Source organism: Sphaerospermopsis sp. FACHB-1194, assembly GCF_014696235.1.
Classification (GTDB): Bacteria; Cyanobacteriota; Cyanobacteriia; order Cyanobacteriales; family Nostocaceae; genus Sphaerospermopsis; species Sphaerospermopsis kisseleviana.
On the sequence record NZ_JACJPU010000018.1, the window covers coordinates 38,081 to 60,122 of the forward strand.

Consider the following 22,042-nt stretch of genomic DNA (forward strand, 5'->3'; position numbering starts at 1 on the left):
TTAACCCTTTCCTAGCCATCGTTTGCGCCATTTTGAAGTTGTTTCTAAGGGACTCGTTTCTTGTTCTTGTCGCCTTCTGCTTAATATTAACTCACCAGTATCACTTAAAGAAGGATCTCGATAAGGAATAGCAGCACGAGTTTGTAAATGTTCTTTTTCGGCTACTGAAAGGGGATAAATCCCTGTAATGCGATGCACTGAGCTTGTCGAAGTGTCATTTACCCCATCGGGATATGCTCCAATAGTACCAGGAGTGCGTCTTCCTACAGGTGCGGTAGAACCTATTACCAACTTAGCCGCTAAAAGTGCAGTGCGTACAGCAGCAGCACAGGAATAAGTCGCTAATAACCCATCTCTGTGTAAACACTGCGTTAATTTTTGTATAAATTCCACAGTCCATAATTGGGGACAATGGGGTGGTGAAAAGGGATCAAGAAAAATAGCATCTGCTAAAAAACCTGATTTACCTACTTCTTGAATTAATTTTCTAGCATCACCTATCAGTAATTTGGCTTGTAAGCGATTTGTTTGACAATAGTGCTTAAATGCCAGTTCGTTTAAAATAGTTCTATACTCATCATCCCAATCATTAAATATATCCTGGCTCATCGCTGCTTTGGGAACTTCAGGATTTATTTCTAAACCAATAACTTCCACTATACAAGTAGGATTTTCTTGCCAAATTACTTCCAAAGCAGCCGCTGTATTGTATCCTAGTCCATAACAAACATCTAAAATTTTTACTATTCCTTTCCTGGCTACTTTCTGTACTTGAGTGGGAACTGCAAATTTTAGATAGCTCTCTTGTTTTGCTCCATAATTACTGTGAAAAGCTTCATTAAATTCTGGAGAAAAAAAAGTAAAAGAACCATCTTTTGTCGATTGAAGTGTAAAATTATTTGTATCTGACATTTTTCTCGTTACCTCATTTCAATATTCATCATTCAGCAGTTAGGATACTGGGTGAGCAAAAATAACCTTCCTTCTGTCACCTGTCACCTGTCACCTGTCACCTATGATTAATCATCAATTTGTTGTTTCTCCCGAATGGCTATTTACCCATCTTAATGATTCCCAAGTAGTCATTATTGATTGTCGCTTTTCTTTGGCTGATCCACAATTAGGACAAAACCAATATCAAACAAGTCATATTCCAGGAGCTTACTATTTAGATTTAAATCAGGATTTATCTAGCCCTGTCGCTGAACATGGGGGAAGACATCCTTTACCTAACCCCAATGATTTAGCAGATAAATTAGCAAAAATTGGGGTAATATACCAAAAAACTTTAGTAGTCGCTTACGATGATTCACGTTTGGCTTTTGCATCTCGTTTGTGGTGGTTATTGCGTTATTTAGGACATGAACAAGTAGCTGTTTTAGATGGTGGTTTTGCTGGTTGGCAAAAAGCTGGTTATCCTATTACAGATGTAATTCCAGCACCTAAAATGGGAACTTTTACCCCTCAGTTAAATGAAGAAAAAGTTGTAGACTATACTTATGTTAAAAATTTCAAAGATAGTCCAGATGTAGTTTTAGTAGATTCAAGAGATGGCGATCGCTATCGTGGAGAACGAGAACCAACCGATAAAATAGCTGGTCATATTCCCGGTGCTGTAAACTATCCTTGGCAAGCAGTCACCGACGCTTCCGGTTTCTTACTTCCCCAATCAGAACAACGTCAACGATGGGAAAAAATAGAACCTACTAAAGAAATTTTAGTTTATTGTGGTTCTGGTGTAACCGCCTGTGTCAATTTACTTTCTTTAGAACTAGCTGGAATTTCCACAGCTAAACTTTATGCAGGTAGTTGGAGTGATTGGATTAGTTATTAGAAATAGAGAATAGGGAATAGGGAATAGGGAATAGGGAATAGGTGATTGGGGACTGGACACTAAAGAACTAGCTAGAAAAATCAATCGCTCTACTAACAACGCCAATAATGACTTCATTCATCTATCTTCATGGCTTTGCTTCCAGTCCTAAATCAACCAAAGCACAGGATTTGAGCGATCACTTTACCCAAATTCAGATCAAGTTAAAAATTCCCGATTTAAATGCTGGTGATTTTTCCCATCTCACCATTACCCGTCAATTACATCAGGTTAAATTTTATGGTGAGCGACCTGTACTGAGCGGAGCCGAAGTAAGCCGAACCGCTGAATTTCCTGATCCATCCATACCTGTAACGCTGATTGGTTCTAGTTTAGGTGGTTTAACATCTGCTCATTTGGCAGAACAAAACCCACAAGTGCAACGCTTAGTGTTACTAGCACCAGCTTTTGGATTTTTATACCATTGGTTGCCCTCTTTAGGAGCAGAAAAAATCAAACGTTGGCATCAAGAACAATATTGCTTTGTTTATCACTATGGGGAAGGAAGAGAATTACCTTTAAGTTAGGGTTTGCTGAATAAACCTAAAACCTTGATATATCAAAGGTTAGAGGCTGATAAACACAGAAATTAGTGCAAGGGTTTTGAAGGGTATACCGGAAAAAGTGTGCATTTTTGGGGATTTCAAGAGATGGCAAAGAAATTTTCAAATCTCCTCCTGACTCCTGACTCCTGACTCCTGACTCCTATGCCCTCACGGAAAGACTTTCTCAGCAACCCCTAAGTTATAATTTCGTCACAGATGCTGCCAAATACCAGGAAAACTTGTTACAATGTCCCATTCCTACCCTGATTTTACATGGCAAACAAGATGAAGTTATTCCTATTCAAGCTAGTCGAGATTTTGCGCGATCGCGTCCTTGGGTAGAATTAATAGAATTGGATAGCGATCACACCTTGGCAAATGTAACTGATAAGATTTGGCAAGCCATTCGCTCATTCTGCAAACTGGGGAATGGTGACTGGTAACTGGTAACTGGTGACTGGTGACTGGTGACTGGGGAGAATAATATATTAGGGTTTGCTGAATAAATATAAAACCACGATAAATCAAGGGATTCAGGTGTAAAAAAGGTGAAAAAGCTGCAAGGAATAGACACTAAAACCATCAAAAACTGATCACTTTTATTTCCAAATCAGTCATTCTTGGCTACTTCTAATTCTCCCTCCTGACTCCTTGCCCTCACGAGAAGACTTTTTCAGCAAACCTTACATTACTTCTTGCCTCCTGAACTTCTGACTCCTGCCTCCTGCCTCCTGAACTCCTGAACTTCCTGCCTTCTGTTCCCTGTTAATAGTTCCCTAACAACTAACAAATGATGCTTCCATTTATTCGTTCTGATTTAAACCAATTTTCTGCTTACAAACCCCACCCCAGCAGCAATACAAGCGAACCGGCTGCAACGCAATTTGATCGGCTGGATACTAATGAAAGTCCCTATGATTTGCCATCAGAGATCAAAGAAAAATTAGCTTGGACTTTTCAACAAGTCATTGAAAGCAATCGTTATCCTGATGGTGGACATGAGGCGCTCAAAGAAGCGATCGCCGAATATGTCAATGAGTCAGCTAACCTTTCATCCTCCACTTTCACCGCTGCTCATATTTCTGTAGGTAATGGTTCCGATGAACTCATACGTTCTTTATTAATCGCCACTTGTTTGGGGGGAGAAGGTTCTGTTTTAGTTGCTAACCCCACTTTTTCCATGTATGCTATTTTGGCGCAAACTCTAGGTATTACTGTGGTGAGTGTGGGTAGAAATGAAAGCAATTTTGAAATAGATTTGAAAGCGGCACAATCAGCACTGGAAGAAACTCAAAATCCTCCAATTCGAGTGGTTTTCGTTGTTCATCCCAATTCTCCCACAGCTAATAGTTTGACTGCGGCAGAAGTAACATGGTTAAAAAGTTTACCAGAGGAAATTTTGGTAGTGATTGATGAAGCTTACTTTGAATTTAGCCAAACTAGCTTAGTTGGGGAATTAGCACAGCATCCAAACTGGGTAGTGTTGCGGACTTTTTCCAAAGCTTTCCGGTTAGCAGCTATGCGAGTAGGCTATTGTGTAGGTCATCCCGATGCGATCGCTATTTTAGAAAAAGTCCGTCTTCCTTACAATCTACCCAGTTTTTCCCTTGCTTCCGCTTTAGTAGCTGTACAAAATCGTCAACTTTTGCTAAGTTCCATTCCCCAAACTCTGAGTGAGCGCAGTAAACTGATCATGGCTTTATCCCCACACCCAGCATTAGAAATTACAGATAGTGACACTAACTTTATTTACCTGCGTCTGAAACAGAAGACTTCTCAACCAGTCAATGAAGCTTTAAAAATGATCAATCAAACACTCACAAATGAAGGCACTTTGATCAGATCACTGCCTGGGGGATTACGAATTACTCTAGGAACACCAGAAGAAAACTCTCGTACCTTGACGCGATTAAAAACAGCTTTAGCCAAGCTTGAATATTAACTATATTCACTATTAATAATCAAAACATTCGTCGTCTAAATCATTGCCAAGACGACGCACTATTGTCACTGTTTGCGGCAACACACCCACTAACATAGCAAAGGCAGCATCTGGCAAATCAGCAACCATTTCTGCTGGAAAATACTGTGCAAATTGTTCCAGAATTTTCTGTACTCTCTGTACAGGAACTGGATTTTCTGTAATTTGTTTGATTAAGCGAATCCATTGTCTTCTAATCAAGTAAGCCTTCTGAAGCTCTTCATGAGATTCAGGAGCTAATAAGGAGAGATTACCTATAGGTATGACAAACTGACAATCCCTGTCATAATCCCCACCTACAACTGCTCCAGGACCCGCAAACTCTGCATGATAGCGTTTCCCAACTATTAACCCGTTGCGCTTACGACTATTAACTATCAAAACTTTTCCGCTATGTAATGACGCAAGAATATCAGTGCTATGCGATCGCTCACTACCATCTCGCATGGTAGGTTTGTCCAGGAAACTAGTTTCAGAGCAATAAGTTGATACTATAGCAGCTTGATAGCGTTGGCGTTGTTCGCTATCCATGTTTTTCAAATTTTTAATGAAATTGATGGTAATAGAAGAAGCATTCCTATTTTGCACAGGCACAGAAATATTATAATATAGTATATTATCAAAAAAGTAAACCCCACCTATGTCGGTTGAAATTAGCCAGTGCAGGAGGACTTAGTTTGTGTAGCCAAGGCAGTGCTTTGCGGATATTCCCCCAGTTGTAACAGCTACTATCTAAAATTATCATTTAAAGACATTCTAAACATTTGCCATGCCCTGGGAATATGGACTTAAAAACGTCAATTGAGTAACTGTTTAATTAAATCAAAGATTATGTTTGTATCATTAAAAATTGTTTACCAACCCTAAATAAATAGACGACAACAAAATTCAGTAGTGTTCAAAAATTAATAATTATATTACACATCTCCAAAATAGAATGTATTAATTTGTCATAAGTTGTAGGGGCGAAGCTTATGGGCGATAATTTAACGGAAAAATCAGACATCTAGATATCCCATAACTTCTTTTCTGGAGATGTCTATTTTATGGGATTGAGGCAGATTTGTCTTTAACTCCAGCAATTTTTTCTTAAAGTTTTTATAAGCACAAGTGTCGAATATTAAAGAAACTTAACTAGGGTTTGCTGAATAAACCAAAAAGCCTCATAAATCAAAGGTTTGAGGCTCATAAAAAAGACAGTAGGTGCTTTCGTTATAGCGTCTTGAGTCTGAAAAACCTTGCACTTTTCTGGGCGGACAGAAATGAAAAAATGTCTTTAATTCTCCTCCTGACTCCTAGCCCTAACGAAAGGACTTTTTCAGCAAACCCTAACTATAGCAGCAGTCAGAAGTCAGGATATCAAGGAGTCAGGAGTCAGGTGTTTATGCAAGAAAATCTGCCGTGAGGGATAAAAGAAAAAGCTGTTCCAATTAGATTCAACTCCATGCACGCGATATCCCAACTTGAAATACAGCTGCCTGGCTTGATAATTATTTTCCAAGACATGAAGATATAAATCTTCAAATCCCCAGTCTTGGCACACTTGTTCACAACTAATCAGTAAACTGGAAGCCAAACCATACCGACGGTATTGTGGGTGAACAGCTAAATTAGACAAATAGGGATAACTCTTTTGAATATTTGTCCAACTATCACTGAAACGCACACCCAGTTCCACAGTTCCCAGTATTTGATGAGTGCCTGTGGTACTGATGTCAACAGCCACCAAACAGACGTGATGAGGTGTCATTGACGCTAGACGATACTTTAAGTCTTCATAAATACCCAAACGGAATAAAGGAAAAGCCCATCCCCATAAACCTTTTTGGGAGTGAAAACTTTCAGCAATGATTTGGGCAATCCCTGGTAAATCAGCAGATGTAGCTGCACGGATTTGGAACTGCCAAGAATTGAGGATACGTGTATCTGTAACTAACTGTTGGTGATGTGGGTGAAAAAACCAGGATTTCAAAGCTAGTTGAGGATTGAGGTTAATTTAAGGAAAGTTGGCTTGAGTATAGTTTTTGTAATTCGTCACTTGTCATTAGTCATGAGGTTATGCTGTAGTTGAGACTGTGGCAACTCACGGCGAAGCCTGTCACCGATCACGTTGTGATTGCTCAATAGACATCTCGTGGTAATTAAATGTGCATAATCCCCGAATCCCTGTAGGGACAATTCATGAATTGTCCCTACAATAATTGTCATCAGATGTCTAATTACCAAGAGGTACTTGTTTAATACTATACTTTATTTTGAAATATAGTTATTATATGTCATATTCATCACTCTAACATAACCTAGATCACAAAAAATCAGCTTTAAGTGTTAGTATCACGGATGGAATGGGAAAAATCAATATATAGTTTATACTCTTTTCTCTGGAGGACAGGGTCTGATGTAGCACCAGCAGGTTATAAAAGGAGGTGAGAAAAGAATTAGTCAGTTGAAATTTACACGGTAAATCAAAAATGACAATCCAATAAACTGTCCTGCGGAAGAGGGGCAAACTGCTGATGACAAATCCTGAAAAACAATAATTTCAATAACTTTGATTACACACTTTGGCATCTAGCTGTCATGTGTCCCAGCAATTTATTGGTCGAAATGCTTGAACCTTACCTGATTCAGAAATACCTTGATCTGAGCAGATTATTCTTTATCCGACTGCCGTTGCAGCAGGAAAGCTGTGCATGACATCACAAGCAAACAGAAACAGTAAGCCAAAAATTTTGGTTGTCGATGATGAGCCAGACAACCTAGACTTGCTTTACCGCAGTTTCTATCGTGAGTATCAGGTTTTGAGAGCTAACTCTGGACATGCAGCTCTGGAATTGCTGGCACAAGAAGGGGATATCGCTGTGATTATCTCTGATCAGCGGATGCCAATGATGAGCGGTACGGAATTTTTAAGTCTGACAGCAACTCAATACCCAGATATTATTCGGATTATTTTAACTGGCTACACTGATGTTGAAGACTTGGTGGAGGCGATTAACTCTGGCAAGGTATTTAAATATGTTACGAAACCTTGGGAAGCTGAAGAACTGAAAGCCGTAGTCCGTCAAGCGTTGGATACCCATAATGTCTTGAAAGCCAGAACCCGCGAACTGACTCGGACTCTGCGGAGAGAATCCCTATTGAATACTGTCACTAATACTATTCGTAGCGCCCTAGACTATCGGCAAATTTTACAAACCATTGTTGATACAGTGGGGCATATGTTGGAGGTGGATGTTTGCCTGTTACGTCCCTTTCAAGATGAAAAATTGGCAGATGAAGGATTTATCTACCAAAAATCTACTCAAGCATCATTGCTAGACCAACAGAGATCCGCTACTGAGAACAATGATGCTTTTTCTCCACCTCTATCTAAAGACAATAACAAGTTAGCTACCGCAAATCAGGTCTCTATCACCCCATTACCTCTTTTAGCTCAGACAGTGTGGGAAATTGATGCAGTGCAAGTAATTCATAATGTGACTGGTGATGACCGCATTCAAAGTCGTGAAAAACGGGCTGCTGCTTTTAAAGAAGCTAATATATGTTCTAGTTTAGTAGTGCCGCTGATTTGTCAACAAGAACTAAGAGCAGTATTAGCTTTGCACCAGTGCGATCAAATCCGTATTTGGGAAGAGGAAGAGGTAGAACTGCTATCAATTGTTGCTGATCAGGCAGCCTTAGCTTTATCTCAAGCCTATGCTTATGAACAAGTAGAAGCTTTGGCGAAGCGAGAAGGTTTAATTAATACAATTACTAGGGAGATTCGCTCTAGTCTAGACCCACAAGATATCTTTGCTGCTATCACCCAAAGATTGGGACAAGCTATGCAGGTTGATGGCTGTGTTCTGTCTTTATGGACTCAGGAAGATGAATTTGTCCATTGTGTAGGTTTGTATGACAGTTCTAAACATCTGGAGAATTTTCCCGAAAATAACCTCACTAGAAATCGGCGAGCTTTAACTCAGCAGTTGTCTAGTTCCCAAGCTCCGATCAGGAAAAATCCGATTTTTTTAGAAATATTGCGAACAAAAGAACCTGTTGTAATTACGGATATAAATCACTCTCCCTCAGATGTCCAGGCATTTGACCTACCTTTGAAAATGCGACCGCGATCGCTCATGGTCGTTCCCTTATTAATTGATGGTCAATGTATTGGTAGTATTTCTCTGAGAGAAGGTGAGAAAATCCGTAAGTGGCTACCATCGGAAATTGAACTGGCTAAGGCCGTGGCCGCTCAAGCTGCGATCGCTGTCCAACAATCTCGTTTATACCAAACAACTCGTGAACAGGCGGAACGTTTAATCCAATTAGATCAACAAAAAACCGAATTTTTCCAAAATATCTCCCATGAATTTCGCACCCCTATCACTTTAATTCAAGGACCTTTAGAGTCGGCAGTCGAAAGCGGAGAAGGCTTAACCCCAGAGCAATGTGCGATCGCCCTCCGCAATTCTCGCCGTCTGTTACGATTGGTAAATCAACTACTCGATTTACAACGCTTGGATGCTGGTAAAATGCAACCGAGTTTCCGTCCTTGCAGTCTAGTTGAATTTGTGAACCAAATAGTCGATTCATTTCGTCCTTATTGTGAGCGAAAGGGACTGAGAGTAATTACGGATTTGTTTGAATGTCCAACAGTCTACTTGGACATGGAAAAATTTGACAAGGTACTTTACAACCTGTTGTCCAATGCCATGAAATTTACTCCCGATGGGGGTAAAATCACTGTGAGATTATTCAATGACGGTAATGCTTGCGTCTTACAAGTTCAAGATACAGGAATTGGTATTCTTCCCGAACAAATTCCCCACCTATTTGAGCGATTCCGTCAAGCTGAAGGTTCAGAAAACCGCTCCTATGAAGGGAGTGGATTGGGTTTATCCCTGGTTAAAGAATTAGTAGAAATCCACGGTGGCGAAATCAGCGTCCAATCAGTTTATAGACAAGGTACTCAATTTAGTATTCGCCTGTTGACAGGTTCAGAGCATTTACCTCCAGAACAGGTACTAGATACACCCTGCGAATTAAATATCAGCCGCGCCAATGTAGAACTAGCGAATTTAGAACAGGTAGGATCAGCATCTGATCACAGAGAAATTATCACCAGAGATCCATCACCGAATCTACAAATTGTCGATTCTAACGGACAAATTGATACTACTGACCCATATCCTGAGCAATTAATCTTAGTGGTAGAAGATAACCCAGATATGCGAGACTATGTAGCCAATATTTTACGTCCGTGCTATCAAGTAACTACCGCTCGTAATGGCTACGAAGGATATAATTTGGCACGAGAAATTCTCCCCAGCCTGATTATCACTGACTTAATGATGCCCTTAGTGACTGGATTAGAAATGATTCAGATGATTCGCACTGATGATTTGATGCGAGGTACACCTGTCATTCTCCTGACTGCAAAAGCTGATGACGAAACTCGTATTCAAGGAACAGAATATGGTGCAGATGCTTATTTAGCTAAACCATTTAATGATCGGGAACTGCTGGCAGAGGCACGCAATCTTTTAGCCTTGAAGGAAAATGAAAAACGAGTTTTGGAGCTAAACACTTACTTGACAGAATCTGTACTCAAACGCTTTTTACCCACTGCGTTAGTCCAGAAAGCCGCTGCGGGAACTTTGTCTCTAGATTTGCGCCCAGAACCGCGTTTAGTGACAGTTTTGTTTAGTGACATTGTGGGTTTTACCCAGCTATCCAATACTCTCAGATCCCGAAAAGTCGCAGAGGTGCTAAATGAATATTTGGAAACTATGACTAAAGTTGTGTTTCAGAATGGTGGTACTGTCGATAAATTTATGGGAGATGCTATCTTAGCTTTGTACGGAGCGCCAGAAGACCTCACACCCAATGAACAGGTGCGTCGTGCTATCAATACTGCCAGAGGAATGCAACAAGCCCTGGTAAATTTAAATAAGCGTTGGCTAGAACAGGGTATATTTGAAACAGATGGCCGTAAAGGTGTACAGTTTCGCTGTGGCATTCACCAAGGTACAGCAGTGGTGGGGATGTTTGGTAGTGAAGAACGTGCTGATTATACGGCTATTGGTCCTTCTGTGAATATTGCTGCTAGATTGCAAGCCGCGGCTATACCTGGTACTATCTTAGTTTCTGCTGCTGTTGCTGATTATTTGCAGGAAGAAGAAATTACTAAAGGTAGTCCCCTGGAACTGAAAGGAATAGATGAAACAGTCCTCACTTTTGTCGTGAGAACAGATTTAGATGCTTCTATAGCTAATGAGTAAAGTCAAGTTCTACTGGATATTCAAACATGAACAATGTCAAATCCAGTTTTAAACTGCATGATGAAACCATCAAATACAGACATACTGATCCACCTTGGTTTTGGACTGCTGTATTTACAGGTTCGATTTTCCTACATCTGTTCGTGTTTTGGTTACTGCGCTCCTATGAACCATTTCTACCGTGGATTCCTCGGTCGAATCAAGATTATATTGCTATTGATTTGATCGATATTCCATCTGCTGTAGAATCACAAGAATCACAACCCACAACCGTTAAACCAAAAGTTTCTTCTTCCAGTCAAAAGTCTGTTACAGCATCTTTACCAAAAACTACTCTCACCACTCCTGAAAACCCAGATGATCAGGTGATAAATTCTGATCTCAATCTTTCACAACAGGGAGAAAGCAAAAATACTGAGGTTAATCATCAACAATTAGAACCCACACCCACACCTACACCTACACCCACACCTACACCCACACCTACATTTACACCTCAAGTACAATTTACTCCTAAACCTACTCCCACACAGACTATTCCATTCAATGATCTTCCCTGGAATCGTCGTCAAGAAATTAAGCTGGGAAAGGGAATTTTATTACCAAATGATATTCCTTCAGAATCACCAACTCCCACCCCAGAACCAGAAACTACACCAACTCCCACCCCAGAACCAGAAACTACACCAACTCCCACCCCAGAACCAGAAACTACACCAACTCCCACCCCAGAACCAGAAACTACACCAACTCCCACATCACAAGAAACCACAACTGCAAACATAGGAGGTTTCCTAGCTAATATTGATCCTATACTGAGAGATGAAATAGAACGATTAAGACAAGATGGAAAATTAAGAGTAGATGGTTTACCTGATGTACTAGCAGAATATAAAGGTTCTCCAAACAAGGACTTAAAGCTTAATTTTCTTGCAAGTGACTCTGGATTAAAACCAGCAAATATACTAGCCAGTTTAATTATTGATAAAAACGGTAACTTTCAACAAGCGGTAATTATCAATCTCGAACCTGCAGTACTTCGCAGTGAAGAAAGTATTTATGAACAAGCATTAAATGAGATGTTTCAACAAGAAAGCTTTATAGGTGCGTATAATCAGGATGGCTCAAAACCAGAGTTAAGCAATTTATATGTGCGGATTAGAATTGAACCGATAAATTTTCAATAAGGGCTTGCAATTTCAGGAAGGTTCTGTTATATTCAAGTAGTTGGAAATTCGCGGGCGTAGTTTAGTGGTAAAACTATAGCCTTCCAAGCTATTAATGCGGGTTCGATTCCCGCCGCCCGCTTATCTTACTATGCTTGTTGTTCAAGGTTAAGTAAGTTGAAAGCACAAACTTTCTTAACTTACTTTGTTGTCTATTTTCAAAGATGAGGAGCTAAACCATAAGAATTAACAAATATAACAGGAGCAAGTCCTAAGTTGACAATTTCATAGACAAAACTATACTTATATTGACAAAAATCAATATATTTTTAGGAAAAAATCAACTACTTGATATATAATACGGTGATATCAAGTATTGAATTGAGACTATTGCCGACGCGAAAACCAAGCAATGATGGTGGTAGTCTTTTTCAGAAACTTAATTGGAACACAATCGCGTCTGGCTAAGGCGTGAAAGTCTACTGAGGGATAACTGCTCCCATGCTCCCGTTGAAGTAGAAAGTAAAGTCTAGTTTTGTCTAGGTTTTATATAGCAGATAGTAAGGGTTCAGCATTGCTAAACCCCGACAAGGTTCAGGTATAAACAAACTGTGACACAACTACGATATTTAACCAAATCTACCACTAATGTAAGCTTTTGTATCTTCTTGTTGCGGATTGTTGAAAATTAATTCTGTTGGGGCGTATTCTACTAAATAGCCTGTACGTCCACCCTTTTCCGAAGTTTTAACATTAAAGAAAGCTGTTCTATCAGAAACCCGCGCAGCTTGTTGCATATTGTGGGTAACAATCACAATCGTGTATTGTTCTTTAAGTTCGTGAATGAGTTCTTCAACCCGCAAAGTGGAAATAGGATCAAGTGCGGAACAAGGTTCATCCATGAGTATTACTTCTGGTTGTACTGCGATCGCTCTAGCAATACATAACCTTTGTTGTTGTCCACCAGAAAGAGACAAACCACTTTGGTTGAGTTTATCTTTCACTTCATCCCACAAAGCAGCTTGACGCAAACTCCGTTCTACCAATTCATCAATATTACCTCTGTAGCCGTTAATTCTCGCACCAAAAGCAATATTTTCTTTAATTGATTTAGGAAAGGGGTTTGGTCGTTGAAACACCATCCCGATGCGACGACGCACTTCTACTGGATCAATGTCAGATGCATACAAATTCTTATCATCAAAATAAACCTTACCTTCTGCACGGAATGAGTCAATTAAATCATTCAGGCGATTATAGCAACGTAGTAATGTACTTTTACCACAACCAGAAGGACCGATAAAAGCAGTAACTTTATTTTTGGGAATATCCAACCAAATATTTTGTACAGCTAAGAAGTTACCGTAATAAATATTCAGGTTTTCTGTACGTAACACAACGTTAGCATCGTTGATTGTACTGGTGTTCATAGTCATAGATATTTTAGAGTTAGGTTGTAAAGTAGGCATAATGTTTATGAGCTTTTGTTAAGCTTTTTGCCTAGTTGCCCAGCGAGCGATAATACTTGTAATCAGAACCATCAACACCAAAATTAAAGAAGCTGCCCAAGCTAGAGACTGCCAATTTTGGAAGGGTGAAATAGCGAAGTTGTAAACTAAAACAGCTAGGGACGCGGTAGGTTTGAGTAAACCATCAGGCCAAAAAGAAGAAAAGAGTGCAGTAAACAATAATGGTGCAGTTTCTCCCGATGCTCTGGCGATCGCCAAAGTCGAACCAGTTACAATAGCTGGTAAAGCTGCTGGTACAACAACTTGTATAACTGTTTGAAAGTTAGTTGCGCCTAAACCCAAAGATGCTTGTCGTAAGTCCTGGGGGACAAGCTGTAAGGCTTCATCGGTTGTACGGACAATAATTGGCAACATTAAAATTGCTAAAGCAAACCCACCACCCAAAGCTGAGTAAGAGCCTAGATTGAGATTTGTCAATGTTAAAACCACAATCGAGTATGCAAAAACACCTGCAATAATTGAGGGAACACCACTCAAAACATTAGTAGCAAAGCGTACCCACCGAGCAATTTTACCATTACTAAATTCTGTTAAATAAATAGCTGCCAATACTCCTGTAGGAATACTGATGATAGCACCAATACCCACCATCAGCAAAGTTCCCAAAATAGCATTACCGAAACCACCGCCTTTTCTGAAAGGTGCTGGTGGTAGTTGGGTAAACACATCAAGACTGAGACTGCTGAAGCCTTTAAACAATACATAAGAAAGTACAGCCAACAAAGGAAATAGCGCCAATGCTCCACATATAAACGCTACTACTGTCATCACCGTGTTAAATAAAGTGCGGGGAGAAGTAGGGGAGCGAGTCAGGCTATTTTGGGGAAATAGAGAAGTCATTCTATTTTAGATTTTGGATTTTAGATTTTGGATTGACTCTACAAAAAGTCATTTTTGCTGGTATGTATAACTAGCAATCAGAAACCGAATTAGTATGAAAAAACGTGCATAATTTTAAATTTTCATCTGCATTTTTTCATAATCATTCTGATTGCTGCTGTAATTAAAGTCGCTTCACCCGAATAACAATAAACTCCGCCAGAATATTAACTAACAACGTCAGTAAAAACAACACTAAAGCAGCGTACATCAAAGCCGAAACTTGCAGACCGCTGGCTTCAGAAAATTGATTTGCTAGTAGTGAAGAAATGGTATTAGAAGGAGCTAACAGAGAAATATTAATATTGTTAGAATTACCAATTAACATGGTGACAGCCATTGTTTCGCCCATTGCTCGGCCGAGTGCTAACATGACAGCACTGACAATACCGGAAAATGCCGCAGGAATGAGGACTTGAAAAATAGTTTCCCAACGAGTTGCACCCAGTCCTAAAGCTGCTTGACGTAAACTAGGGGGAAGGGAAATTAAAGCATCACGGGAGATAGCAGTAATAATTGGTAAAGTCATAATTGCTAAAATTACTCCTGCTGGTAACATCCCAGGTCCTGTAGGTGTAGAACTAAAAAATGGTATCCAACCTAAAGAACTGTGTAACCATTTACCCACGTCATTTAAAATCGGGATTAAAACAAAAATTCCCCATACTCCATAGACAACACTAGGAATGGCAGCTAGTAATTCTACTAAAAATACTAAAACCAACCGCACCTGAGATGGGAGAAAATTCTCACTTAATAAAACCGCCGTACCCACGCCAATGGGTACAGCTAACAACAAGCCAATAAAAGAACTCATCAGAGTTCCATAAATTGCTGGTAAAACTCCATAGTTATCATTAACTGGGTTCCAACTGCTTTGAACTAAAAAGCCCAACCCAAATTCTTGGATAGCAGGCCAAGCACTAGAAGCGACTTGCAACGCTATCCATAGGAGAATACCAGCGATCGCCAGAGCAAAAATCCTTGTCAACCAAATAAAGCCCCTATCTAGAGATTTATCAAGTTCCGAGCGTTGTTTAACAGCTAATGACAGATTCTGAAAATTTGTATTCATGAATACTGACTCTAGAAAGAAAATCGAAAAAAATGTGAGGGGAACCAAATAAAAGTCAAAAGTCACAAGTCAAATGCTTGCGGTGATAACCTTGGGGATGGCTATAAATGAAATTATCATTTCGTTACCTTTTGGCATTTGATACTAAATAATCAGGGTTCCCAACTGATTTAGTAATTCAATGATTGATTATCTTGAGCATAGACGGAAGAGTGAAATTACTTACTCGCATTGGTGGAGTCACCAACAGCAATTTTATAACTAGGACTGATTTGATCAGCAGCAGCAGCTACTTTAGTAACCACATTTGCTGGTAAGGGAATATAACCTAGTTCATCAGACAGCTTTTGTCCGTCAGTCAAAGCATACTCTATCGCTGCTTCCATTGCCTTCGCTTTGGCTGCATCAGGATACTTTTTATAAGCCAGAATCCAAGTATAACTGACAATGGGGTAAGAATCTGCACCTTCTGGATCAGAAATAAAGGCGCGGAGATTTTCTGGTAAAGTTACAGCTTCTAAGGTTTTAGATGTTGATTCCGCATTTGCAGTCACAAATTTACCACTTTTGTTTTCCAAAGCAGCAAATTTTAAATTGCTTTGTTTAGCGTAACCATATTCTATGTAACCAATAGCACCTTGAGTTTGTTGGATTTGGGCAGTTACACCTTCATTACCCTTACCACCAACGCCCACTGGCCATTTTACACTTTTTCCTTCACCAACTTTTGCTTTCCATTCTGGACTGATAGCACTGAGATGTTTTGTAAATACACCTGTAGTTCCACTACCATCAGCACGATGGATGACAGTTATGGGTTGGTTTGGTAACTTAGCATCAGGGTTAGCTTTGGCGATCGCTGGATCATTCCAGGTTTTGATTTTACCTAGTAGAATATCAGTATATACGGTTCGTGGTAGTTTCAGTTCAGGAACATCTGGCAGGTTATAAGCCAGGACAATGCTACCAGCAGTTACAGGCAGCATCATTACCCCTTTATCTGCTGGTATTTTGGCGATTTCCTCATCCTTCATGGCCACATCACTAGCACCAAAGTCTACAGTACCTTTGGTAAACTGTTCAACTCCAGCACCACTACCCACTGACTGATAGTTAACTTTTAAACTCGGATATTTTTTGTTCAATTCAGTAAACCAAGTTTGGTAAAGTGGAGCAGGAAAAGATGCACCAGCACCTGTCAATGTAACATCTCCACCTAAATCCAAATTTTTAGCAGGGGTAGTGGCAGCAGTATTTTCAGTATTGCCTGAATTATCAGTATTAGCAGTGTTGTTTGGGCTGGAATCTCCCCCACAAGCTGCTAAACCTAATGTCAGTGCTACTACGGAAATAGCGGTTTTGACGCGATTATTTTTAACAGAAATTTTGCGTAATAGCATTGCTGTCTAAATTTTGTAAATTGCCATAATAAGAGAAACGCCTCTAACATACCTCTAAATATTTAATCTCAGGTAAACAAAAGGTTAACAAACCAAAAATTTTCTGTTTTCCTAATCAATGCCCAAAATTCATCTGATGAATTAGTTGTTATATTTAGTAATACAAATTACACTCTAATTATAGATTATTTAGGAAACAATACGGTCAAATATTGATTTAGCTCTGATCAAAATAGCCTACTCTGTTCGCAAATTAATTACAAGTAAGTCGACAGGAAAAAACCAAAGCAAGTACAAAAATGTAAAATTGCTAACAACCTTTTCCCTCCAGCATAGATGCCTCCTGCCTTGTTATAACGACAATTTTTAACGCCTACCTACTTAATAGTATATCAATTTGCTTTGATTGGGTAAGGATTCAGGACACAGAATACAGGATTAAGAATTGATGAGAGTTTTCGAGTCATTGGTTGTTGATGAAAAACTTACTCCTGTAAATTCCTGCTACAAACAAATATTCTGATTCCTGACTCCTGACTCCTGAATTGATTGGTTACATTTGCGATTTTTACATATACTGGTGGTTGCTGTTAGTGTTACCTTTGGGCTATTCCCTATTGCCTGATCAATGTTTGCTGCTTCCAATCAATTATTATGGTCCATGATTGGCTTACTCCTGACAATGGGTGGCACGTTCCTAGAAGCCTATGGCACTACCTTACCTTGGAGTTGGAGTCAGCAAGGAATTAAAACCTTTTCTTTAGGTGTCAGCTATCAAGTTGGTGCAGTGCTGTTGGTAGGTTGTTTAGGAGGTAAAAATGCTGGTGCGCTTTCCCAGATTGCTTATCTAGTCATGGGATTAACATTATTGCCTGTATTTGCCGAAGGAGGTGGTATAGGATATGTTAAACTATCTCAGTTTGGCTATTTGCTCGGTTTTATTCCAGGAGCTTGGATTTGCGGATATTTTGCCTTTAAAGCCAGACCTCGTTTAGAAACCCTGGCTTTTAGTTGCCTTTGTGGTTTGTCAACAGTCCACTTATGCGGTATTGCTTATTTAATGATCAGTTATCTTTTTCCCTGGAGAGGTGCAGAACATCTACCTTTAATGCAAGCAATCCTCAAATATTCCTGGTTTTCGCTTCCCGGTCAACTAGCTGTAGTCTGCGCTGTCACCATCATAGCTTATGTATTACGACATATCATGTTTTATTAATTAGGGCATTGGGCATTGGGAATAACGGTGAAATGACTAATAACTAATAACTAATGACTCATGACTCATGACTCATGACTAATTGACAAATTTACCATGCGTTTAAAAAATAGACTTTTTTGGATTGCTGCTTTCGTTGCTTTTGTGGTAGACCAATTAACAAAATTATGGGTAGTAAAAACCTTTGAGTTAGGAGAAACATTACCACTGCTACCAGGAATATTTCACTTTACATATCTCACCAACACAGGGGCTGCTTTTAGTATTTTAAGTGGTAAAGTAGAATGGTTGCGCTGGTTATCCTTGGGAGTGAGTTTAGTGTTGATGGCGATCGCATCCTGGGGACCAGTATTAAGTTTTTGGGAACAGTTAGGTTATGGTTTAATTTTAGGCGGAGCTATGGGTAATGGTATTGATAGATTTGCTTTAGGCTATGTCGTTGATTTTCTCGATTTTCGCCTCATCAACTTTGCAGTCTTTAATCTAGCTGATTCTTGTATTAGTATTGGTATTGTTTGCCTTTTAATTGCATCTTTCCAGAAAACACCAAATTCTCATCACAGAATACGATAACAATTGATAATTGTCCATTGTCAATTTTCCCCATCCTCTCACGAACAAACCAGAGGTAATTGTCAATTGTCCATTGTCAATTATTGAAATATCTCTATCGCCAATACCAGCGGTTTCTTGACATTGAAAAATCCGCTGTTTAGTGATAGAGACTATTTTTTGTTGATGCAAACTTGTAAAAAATCCCCTGATCGAACAAATAAATGTAGCGAGAGTTGTTCTTTAAGGAGTAGAAATTTGAGTTAAAAGATTCAGATTTAAGTACCAGAAGGGGCAGTTTGTGGTAAAATATTCACAGGAACTTGCTCTGGGCTAGAAAACTCTGTTACAGGAGAGCTTTCTGGAACAGGAGTCAATTGGTTGGAATTATCAGGACTTGGGTTAATTGGTGTAACTGGTACTGTGGTATTATCTACGTCAGTATTGCTCTCAATAAAATTAGTTTGTGGATTAGTTTGTGGATTAGTTTGTGGATTAGTTTGTGGATTAGTTTCTGGTGATGAAACAGGACTCAGAAAATTCCTATCAAGTGGTATCCCACCTGGACAACGTGAGTTAAGCGGGAAACGTTGACAGAGAATTTTCATTCCTTCTGGTGACATCTTAATTTCCGCCGCTGTACCCATAGAGGAGTCACTTGATTCTACCAACAAAGATTCACTTGATTGAGCCATAGCAGCGTTACCAGTAAGCGCCAAAGTCATGGCAGTACCAATCAGGGTCAGAGATTTTCCCTTCATTCTGAAATTAACCTCAAGGTCAACGGAACACTGCGCTAATTAAATCAAACTCTTGATGGGACAAAATCAGCCTCAAGGAAGATGTAAAATTCCTTGAATAATGCTATAGGTCTTTGACAAAAGTAAAATTTAAATATTTTGTCAATTGAATAGAAGTTTTAAGGAATACACAGAGAAAGATTGTATTTGAACTTGTAACGCTGGCTTTATTGGATAAAATCAGCATTTTATGTCCAAGCAACTAATTTGTGATGTAGAAAGCAGTGACAAAAATTACAAGTTAATTTTACTTGCCAATCCATCAAAAGGTTTACTTGAATACCTTTAAATTCAGTACAGCCAATTTATTTTTGGCTTGTGAGTAAAATGGTGTAAGACTAGCATTAAAATTGCGATCCGTACGATTCTGTCTTCACCAACAGCCGTGATGTGATATAGCCGATGAGTTCCCCGCAACCGCCGCAAAAGCCACAAACCTTACTTGGTCAACTGACGCAAGCAGTAAATACAATTCAAGCCAGGGTAGATTTTTCCAAACTGGCGCTCAAGCCGAATGCCAAAGTACCGGAAATCTGGGTGCAGGATGCGGGAGCGGACAAAGCGGAAATATATCCCCTATTGGGCGATCGCTATATACTTGGTCGCAGTTCCAAATCCTGCGATATCGTCGTCCGTAACCCAGTAGTCAGCCAGATTCACCTGTCCCTATCGCGTGATTCCAGCCAAAGAACATCGGTTTTCACCATCAAAGATGAAAACTCCACCAATGGCATTTATATTGGCAAGCGCAGAGTCACATCCCTAGAACTGCGTCATGGTGACGTTTTCACCTTGGGACCACCAGAACTTGCAGCTTCAGTGCGTTTGCAATACTTCGATCCGCCCCCCTGGTATATCAAAGCAGGAACATGGGCATTTTATGGTTTTGGGAGTGTCAGCGCCTTATTTGCCCTAGCTATTGGCTTAGAATGGACAAAATTTTCCATTAGACCCCTACCTACAGCCACCAGCGCCCCGGTAGTAATTTATGCCCGTGATGGATCCACACCACTACGAGAACCACGGAACATAGCTCACGTAGACTTAAAACAGTTATCAGAATTTGGTCCTTATTTACCTGCTGCGGTAGTCGCTTCTGAAGATAGTCGTTATTACTGGCACTTTGGAGTTGATCCTTTAGGGATTTTGCGAGCCGTATTAATCAATAGTCGTAGCGGTGACGTACAACAAGGAGCCAGTACAGTTACTCAACAACTTGCCCGCAGTTTATTCCGCGATTATGTAGGTAGACAAGATTCCTTGGGGCGGAAAGTGCGTGAAGCTATTGTCTCCCTGAAGTTAGAAACCTTTTACAGCAAAGATGAAATTTTACTGACTTACCTAAACAGAGTATTTTTAGGTGCTGATACTTCGGGCTTTGAAGATGCGGCTAAATATTACTTTGAAAAATCAGCTAAAGAATTAACATTAGCAGAAGCAGCGACCCTAGTAGCAATTTTACCTGCACCCAACGCCTTCAATTTTTGTGGAGATGGTCCAAGAAAACTGGACGCAGCAGATTACCGCAATCGTGTAATTAGGCGGATGCTGGACATGGGCAAAATTAGCGTCGAAGATGCCAACCGTGCCAGACGTTCTACAGTGCAAGTTAGTCCTAAAGTTTGCGAAAGACAAGCTCAGACAATAGCCCCTTACTTTTATAATTACGTCTTTCAAGAACTGGAATCAATATTAGGAGAAGGAGCAGCAAGAGAAGGTAACTATATCATCGAAACCCAGTTAGATCCAGCAATGCAAGCCCAAGCAGAATCAGTTTTACGAAATTCAGTGAGTAACGCCGGGTCCAACTTGCGATTTTCCCAGGGGTCGCTTGTTACCCTAGATGCGAAAACTGGCAGCATCTTAGCAATGGTAGGGGGGACTGATTACAAAAAAAGCCAATTTAATCGGGCGGTACAAGCTCAAAGACAACCTGGTTCTACCTTCAAAATTTTTGCTTACGCTGCTGCTTTAGAGCAGGGAATACCAACATCTAGAACTTATTCTTGCGCTGCTTTGCCCTGGCAAGGCTTTACTTACAGACCCTGCCGCTCTGGTGGTGGTAGTTTAGATGTAGCCACAAGTTTGGCACTCTCAGAAAATCCCATTGCTTTAAGAATTGCCAGAGAAGTAGGATTAAATAAAGTTGTAGAAATGGCGCAGCGTTTAGGAGTCAAATCCTCACTGGAAGCTGTTCCTGGTTTAGTCCTGGGTCAAAGTGTAGTTAACGTTTTGGAGATGACCGGCGCTTTTGGCGCTATTAGCAATCGTGGTGTATGGAATCGCCCCCATGCTATTAGCAGAATTTTAGACAGCAGCGATTGTGAAGATCGCAATGATTTAAAGACCTGCCGTGTTATCTATTCCTACGACCAGGATCGAGAGAGTAATAAGCGAGTGCTAAAAACAAGTATCGCCAATACAATGACCGATATGATGCAGAGGGTAGTTTCCAGTGGTACTGGTCGTGGTGCATCTATTGGACTGGGAGAAGAAGCGGGTAAAACCGGAACAACAGATAAAAACGTTGACTTATGGTTTATTGGTTTTATTCCCAGTCGGCAACTTGTAACTGGCATTTGGCTAGGAAATGACAACAATTCCCCTACATCTGGTAGCAGTGGTCAAGCTGCCCAGTTATGGGGGAATTATATGCGGAAAATCGCCAAATAAATGGGTAATTGGTAATTGGTAATTGGTAATTGGTAAAAAAGGGAACAGGGAACAGGGAACAGAAAGAAGGCAATAGGCAATAGACAA

The 22,042-nt window shown here is 40.0% G+C and carries 15 protein-coding genes, 1 tRNA gene and 2 pseudogenes; 10 read left to right on the forward strand and 8 right to left on the reverse strand.

From position 1 onward, the window contains the following. Positions 1-912, reverse strand: a complete 912-nt coding sequence (locus H6F45_RS12490; RefSeq protein ID WP_096567455.1) for an MnmC family methyltransferase — start codon at positions 910-912, stop codon at positions 1-3. Between the two features lie 103 nt (positions 913-1,015). On the opposite strand from H6F45_RS12490, the gene H6F45_RS12495 reads away from it, so the two are divergent. The 4 genes and pseudogenes from H6F45_RS12495 to H6F45_RS12510 all read left to right on the forward strand — a co-directional run bounded on the left by H6F45_RS12495 (position 1,016) and on the right by H6F45_RS12510 (position 4,360). Then, positions 1,016-1,834 (forward strand): sulfurtransferase, encoded by an 819-nt coding sequence (locus H6F45_RS12495; RefSeq protein ID WP_096567457.1) that lies wholly within the window; start codon positions 1,016-1,018, stop codon positions 1,832-1,834. 104 nt (positions 1,835-1,938) lie between these two features. Then, positions 1,939-2,397, forward strand: a pseudogene (locus H6F45_RS12500) (YqiA/YcfP family alpha/beta fold hydrolase); the annotation flags it as partial. Positions 2,398-2,609: 212 nt separating this feature from the next. Beyond that, a pseudogene (locus tag H6F45_RS12505) lies at positions 2,610-2,861 on the forward strand (YqiA/YcfP family alpha/beta fold hydrolase); the annotation flags it as partial. Between the two features lie 350 nt (positions 2,862-3,211). Continuing rightward, positions 3,212-4,360, forward strand: coding sequence for a histidinol-phosphate transaminase (locus H6F45_RS12510; RefSeq protein ID WP_190347346.1), 1,149 nt, complete (start codon positions 3,212-3,214; stop codon positions 4,358-4,360). 12 nt (positions 4,361-4,372) lie between these two features. Here the strand turns inward: H6F45_RS12510 and H6F45_RS12515 are convergent, their stop codons facing one another. Together H6F45_RS12515 and H6F45_RS12520 are read right to left on the reverse strand one after the other, a co-directional pair. Further along, positions 4,373-4,930 carry a hypothetical protein gene (locus tag H6F45_RS12515; protein WP_137666321.1) on the reverse strand — a complete coding sequence of 186 codons (558 nt, stop codon included), beginning with the start codon at positions 4,928-4,930 and terminating at the stop codon, positions 4,373-4,375. An 820-nt stretch (positions 4,931-5,750) separates the two neighbouring features. Next, positions 5,751-6,371, reverse strand: a complete 621-nt coding sequence (locus H6F45_RS12520) for an N-acetyltransferase (RefSeq protein WP_096567463.1) — start codon at positions 6,369-6,371, stop codon at positions 5,751-5,753. A gap of 721 nt (positions 6,372-7,092) precedes the next feature. Between H6F45_RS12520 and H6F45_RS12525 the strand changes: the two genes are divergently transcribed. The 3 genes from H6F45_RS12525 (at position 7,093) to H6F45_RS12535 (ending at position 11,973) form a co-directional block, all read left to right on the forward strand. After that, positions 7,093-10,665, forward strand: a complete 3,573-nt coding sequence (locus H6F45_RS12525) for a response regulator (RefSeq protein WP_137666322.1) — start codon at positions 7,093-7,095, stop codon at positions 10,663-10,665. 26 nt (positions 10,666-10,691) lie between these two features. Beyond that, on the forward strand, positions 10,692-11,852 hold the full coding sequence (locus H6F45_RS12530; RefSeq protein WP_190347330.1) for a hypothetical protein: 1,161 nt from the start codon (positions 10,692-10,694) through the stop codon (positions 11,850-11,852). 50 nt (positions 11,853-11,902) lie between these two features. Continuing rightward, a tRNA-Gly gene (locus H6F45_RS12535) sits at positions 11,903-11,973 on the forward strand. A 487-nt stretch (positions 11,974-12,460) separates the two neighbouring features. Here H6F45_RS12535 and pstB read toward each other — a convergent pair. From pstB to pstS, 4 genes are all read right to left on the reverse strand, one after another. After that, a complete protein-coding gene (gene pstB / locus H6F45_RS12540) occupies positions 12,461-13,267 on the reverse strand; it encodes a phosphate ABC transporter ATP-binding protein PstB (RefSeq protein WP_096572654.1) in 807 nt (268 codons plus the stop codon). A gap of 51 nt (positions 13,268-13,318) precedes the next feature. After that, entirely contained in the window at positions 13,319-14,200 is an 882-nt protein-coding gene (gene pstA, locus H6F45_RS12545) for a phosphate ABC transporter permease PstA (RefSeq protein ID WP_137666324.1), read from the reverse strand. Between the two features lie 163 nt (positions 14,201-14,363). Further along, entirely contained in the window at positions 14,364-15,314 is a 951-nt protein-coding gene (gene pstC, locus H6F45_RS12550) for a phosphate ABC transporter permease subunit PstC (RefSeq protein WP_096567471.1), read from the reverse strand. Positions 15,315-15,532: 218 nt separating this feature from the next. Next, on the reverse strand, positions 15,533-16,714 hold the full coding sequence (gene pstS, locus H6F45_RS12555; RefSeq protein WP_137666326.1) for a phosphate ABC transporter substrate-binding protein PstS: 1,182 nt from the start codon (positions 16,712-16,714) through the stop codon (positions 15,533-15,535). 628 nt (positions 16,715-17,342) lie between these two features. Here pstS and H6F45_RS12560 point away from each other — a divergent pair. Both H6F45_RS12560 and lspA read left to right on the forward strand, forming a co-directional pair. Beyond that, complete coding sequence (locus H6F45_RS12560; protein WP_137666327.1) at positions 17,343-17,930, forward strand: biotin transporter BioY; 588 nt, start codon at positions 17,343-17,345, stop codon at positions 17,928-17,930. A gap of 96 nt (positions 17,931-18,026) precedes the next feature. Then, positions 18,027-18,503 (forward strand): signal peptidase II, encoded by a 477-nt coding sequence (gene lspA, locus H6F45_RS12565; protein WP_137666328.1) that lies wholly within the window; start codon positions 18,027-18,029, stop codon positions 18,501-18,503. Positions 18,504-18,760: 257 nt separating this feature from the next. Here lspA and H6F45_RS12570 read toward each other — a convergent pair whose 3' ends face one another. Next, a complete protein-coding gene (locus H6F45_RS12570) occupies positions 18,761-19,243 on the reverse strand; it encodes a hypothetical protein (protein WP_190347331.1) in 483 nt (160 codons plus the stop codon). Positions 19,244-19,684: 441 nt separating this feature from the next. On the opposite strand from H6F45_RS12570, the gene H6F45_RS12575 reads away from it, so the two are divergent. Further along, positions 19,685-21,955 carry a transglycosylase domain-containing protein gene (locus tag H6F45_RS12575; RefSeq protein WP_190347332.1) on the forward strand — a complete coding sequence of 757 codons (2,271 nt, stop codon included), beginning with the start codon at positions 19,685-19,687 and terminating at the stop codon, positions 21,953-21,955. The last annotated feature ends 87 nt before the right edge of the window (positions 21,956-22,042 follow it).

Excerpts from the sequence above, each read along its gene's own strand:
- H6F45_RS12560 (WP_137666327.1), top strand. The coding sequence starts at position 17,343 with ATGTTTGCTGCTTCCAATCAATTATTATGGTCCATGATTGGCTTACTC.
- pstS (WP_137666326.1), bottom strand. The coding sequence starts at position 16,714 with ATGCTATTACGCAAAATTTCTGTTAAAAATAATCGCGTCAAAACCGCT.
- H6F45_RS12575 (WP_190347332.1), top strand. The coding sequence starts at position 19,685 with ATGAGTTCCCCGCAACCGCCGCAAAAGCCACAAACCTTACTTGGTCAA.
- H6F45_RS12495 (WP_096567457.1), top strand. The coding sequence starts at position 1,016 with ATGATTAATCATCAATTTGTTGTTTCTCCCGAATGGCTATTTACCCAT.
- lspA (WP_137666328.1), top strand. The coding sequence starts at position 18,027 with ATGCGTTTAAAAAATAGACTTTTTTGGATTGCTGCTTTCGTTGCTTTT.
- H6F45_RS12570 (WP_190347331.1), bottom strand. The coding sequence starts at position 19,243 with ATGAAGGGAAAATCTCTGACCCTGATTGGTACTGCCATGACTTTGGCG.
- H6F45_RS12525 (WP_137666322.1), top strand. The coding sequence starts at position 7,093 with ATGACATCACAAGCAAACAGAAACAGTAAGCCAAAAATTTTGGTTGTC.
- H6F45_RS12530 (WP_190347330.1), top strand. The coding sequence starts at position 10,692 with ATGAACAATGTCAAATCCAGTTTTAAACTGCATGATGAAACCATCAAA.
- pstB (WP_096572654.1), bottom strand. The coding sequence starts at position 13,267 with ATGACTATGAACACCAGTACAATCAACGATGCTAACGTTGTGTTACGT.
- pstC (WP_096567471.1), bottom strand. The coding sequence starts at position 15,314 with ATGAATACAAATTTTCAGAATCTGTCATTAGCTGTTAAACAACGCTCG.
- H6F45_RS12490 (WP_096567455.1), bottom strand. The coding sequence starts at position 912 with ATGTCAGATACAAATAATTTTACACTTCAATCGACAAAAGATGGTTCT.
- H6F45_RS12510 (WP_190347346.1), top strand. The coding sequence starts at position 3,212 with ATGCTTCCATTTATTCGTTCTGATTTAAACCAATTTTCTGCTTACAAA.
- pstA (WP_137666324.1), bottom strand. The coding sequence starts at position 14,200 with ATGACTTCTCTATTTCCCCAAAATAGCCTGACTCGCTCCCCTACTTCT.
- H6F45_RS12515 (WP_137666321.1), bottom strand. The coding sequence starts at position 4,930 with ATGGATAGCGAACAACGCCAACGCTATCAAGCTGCTATAGTATCAACT.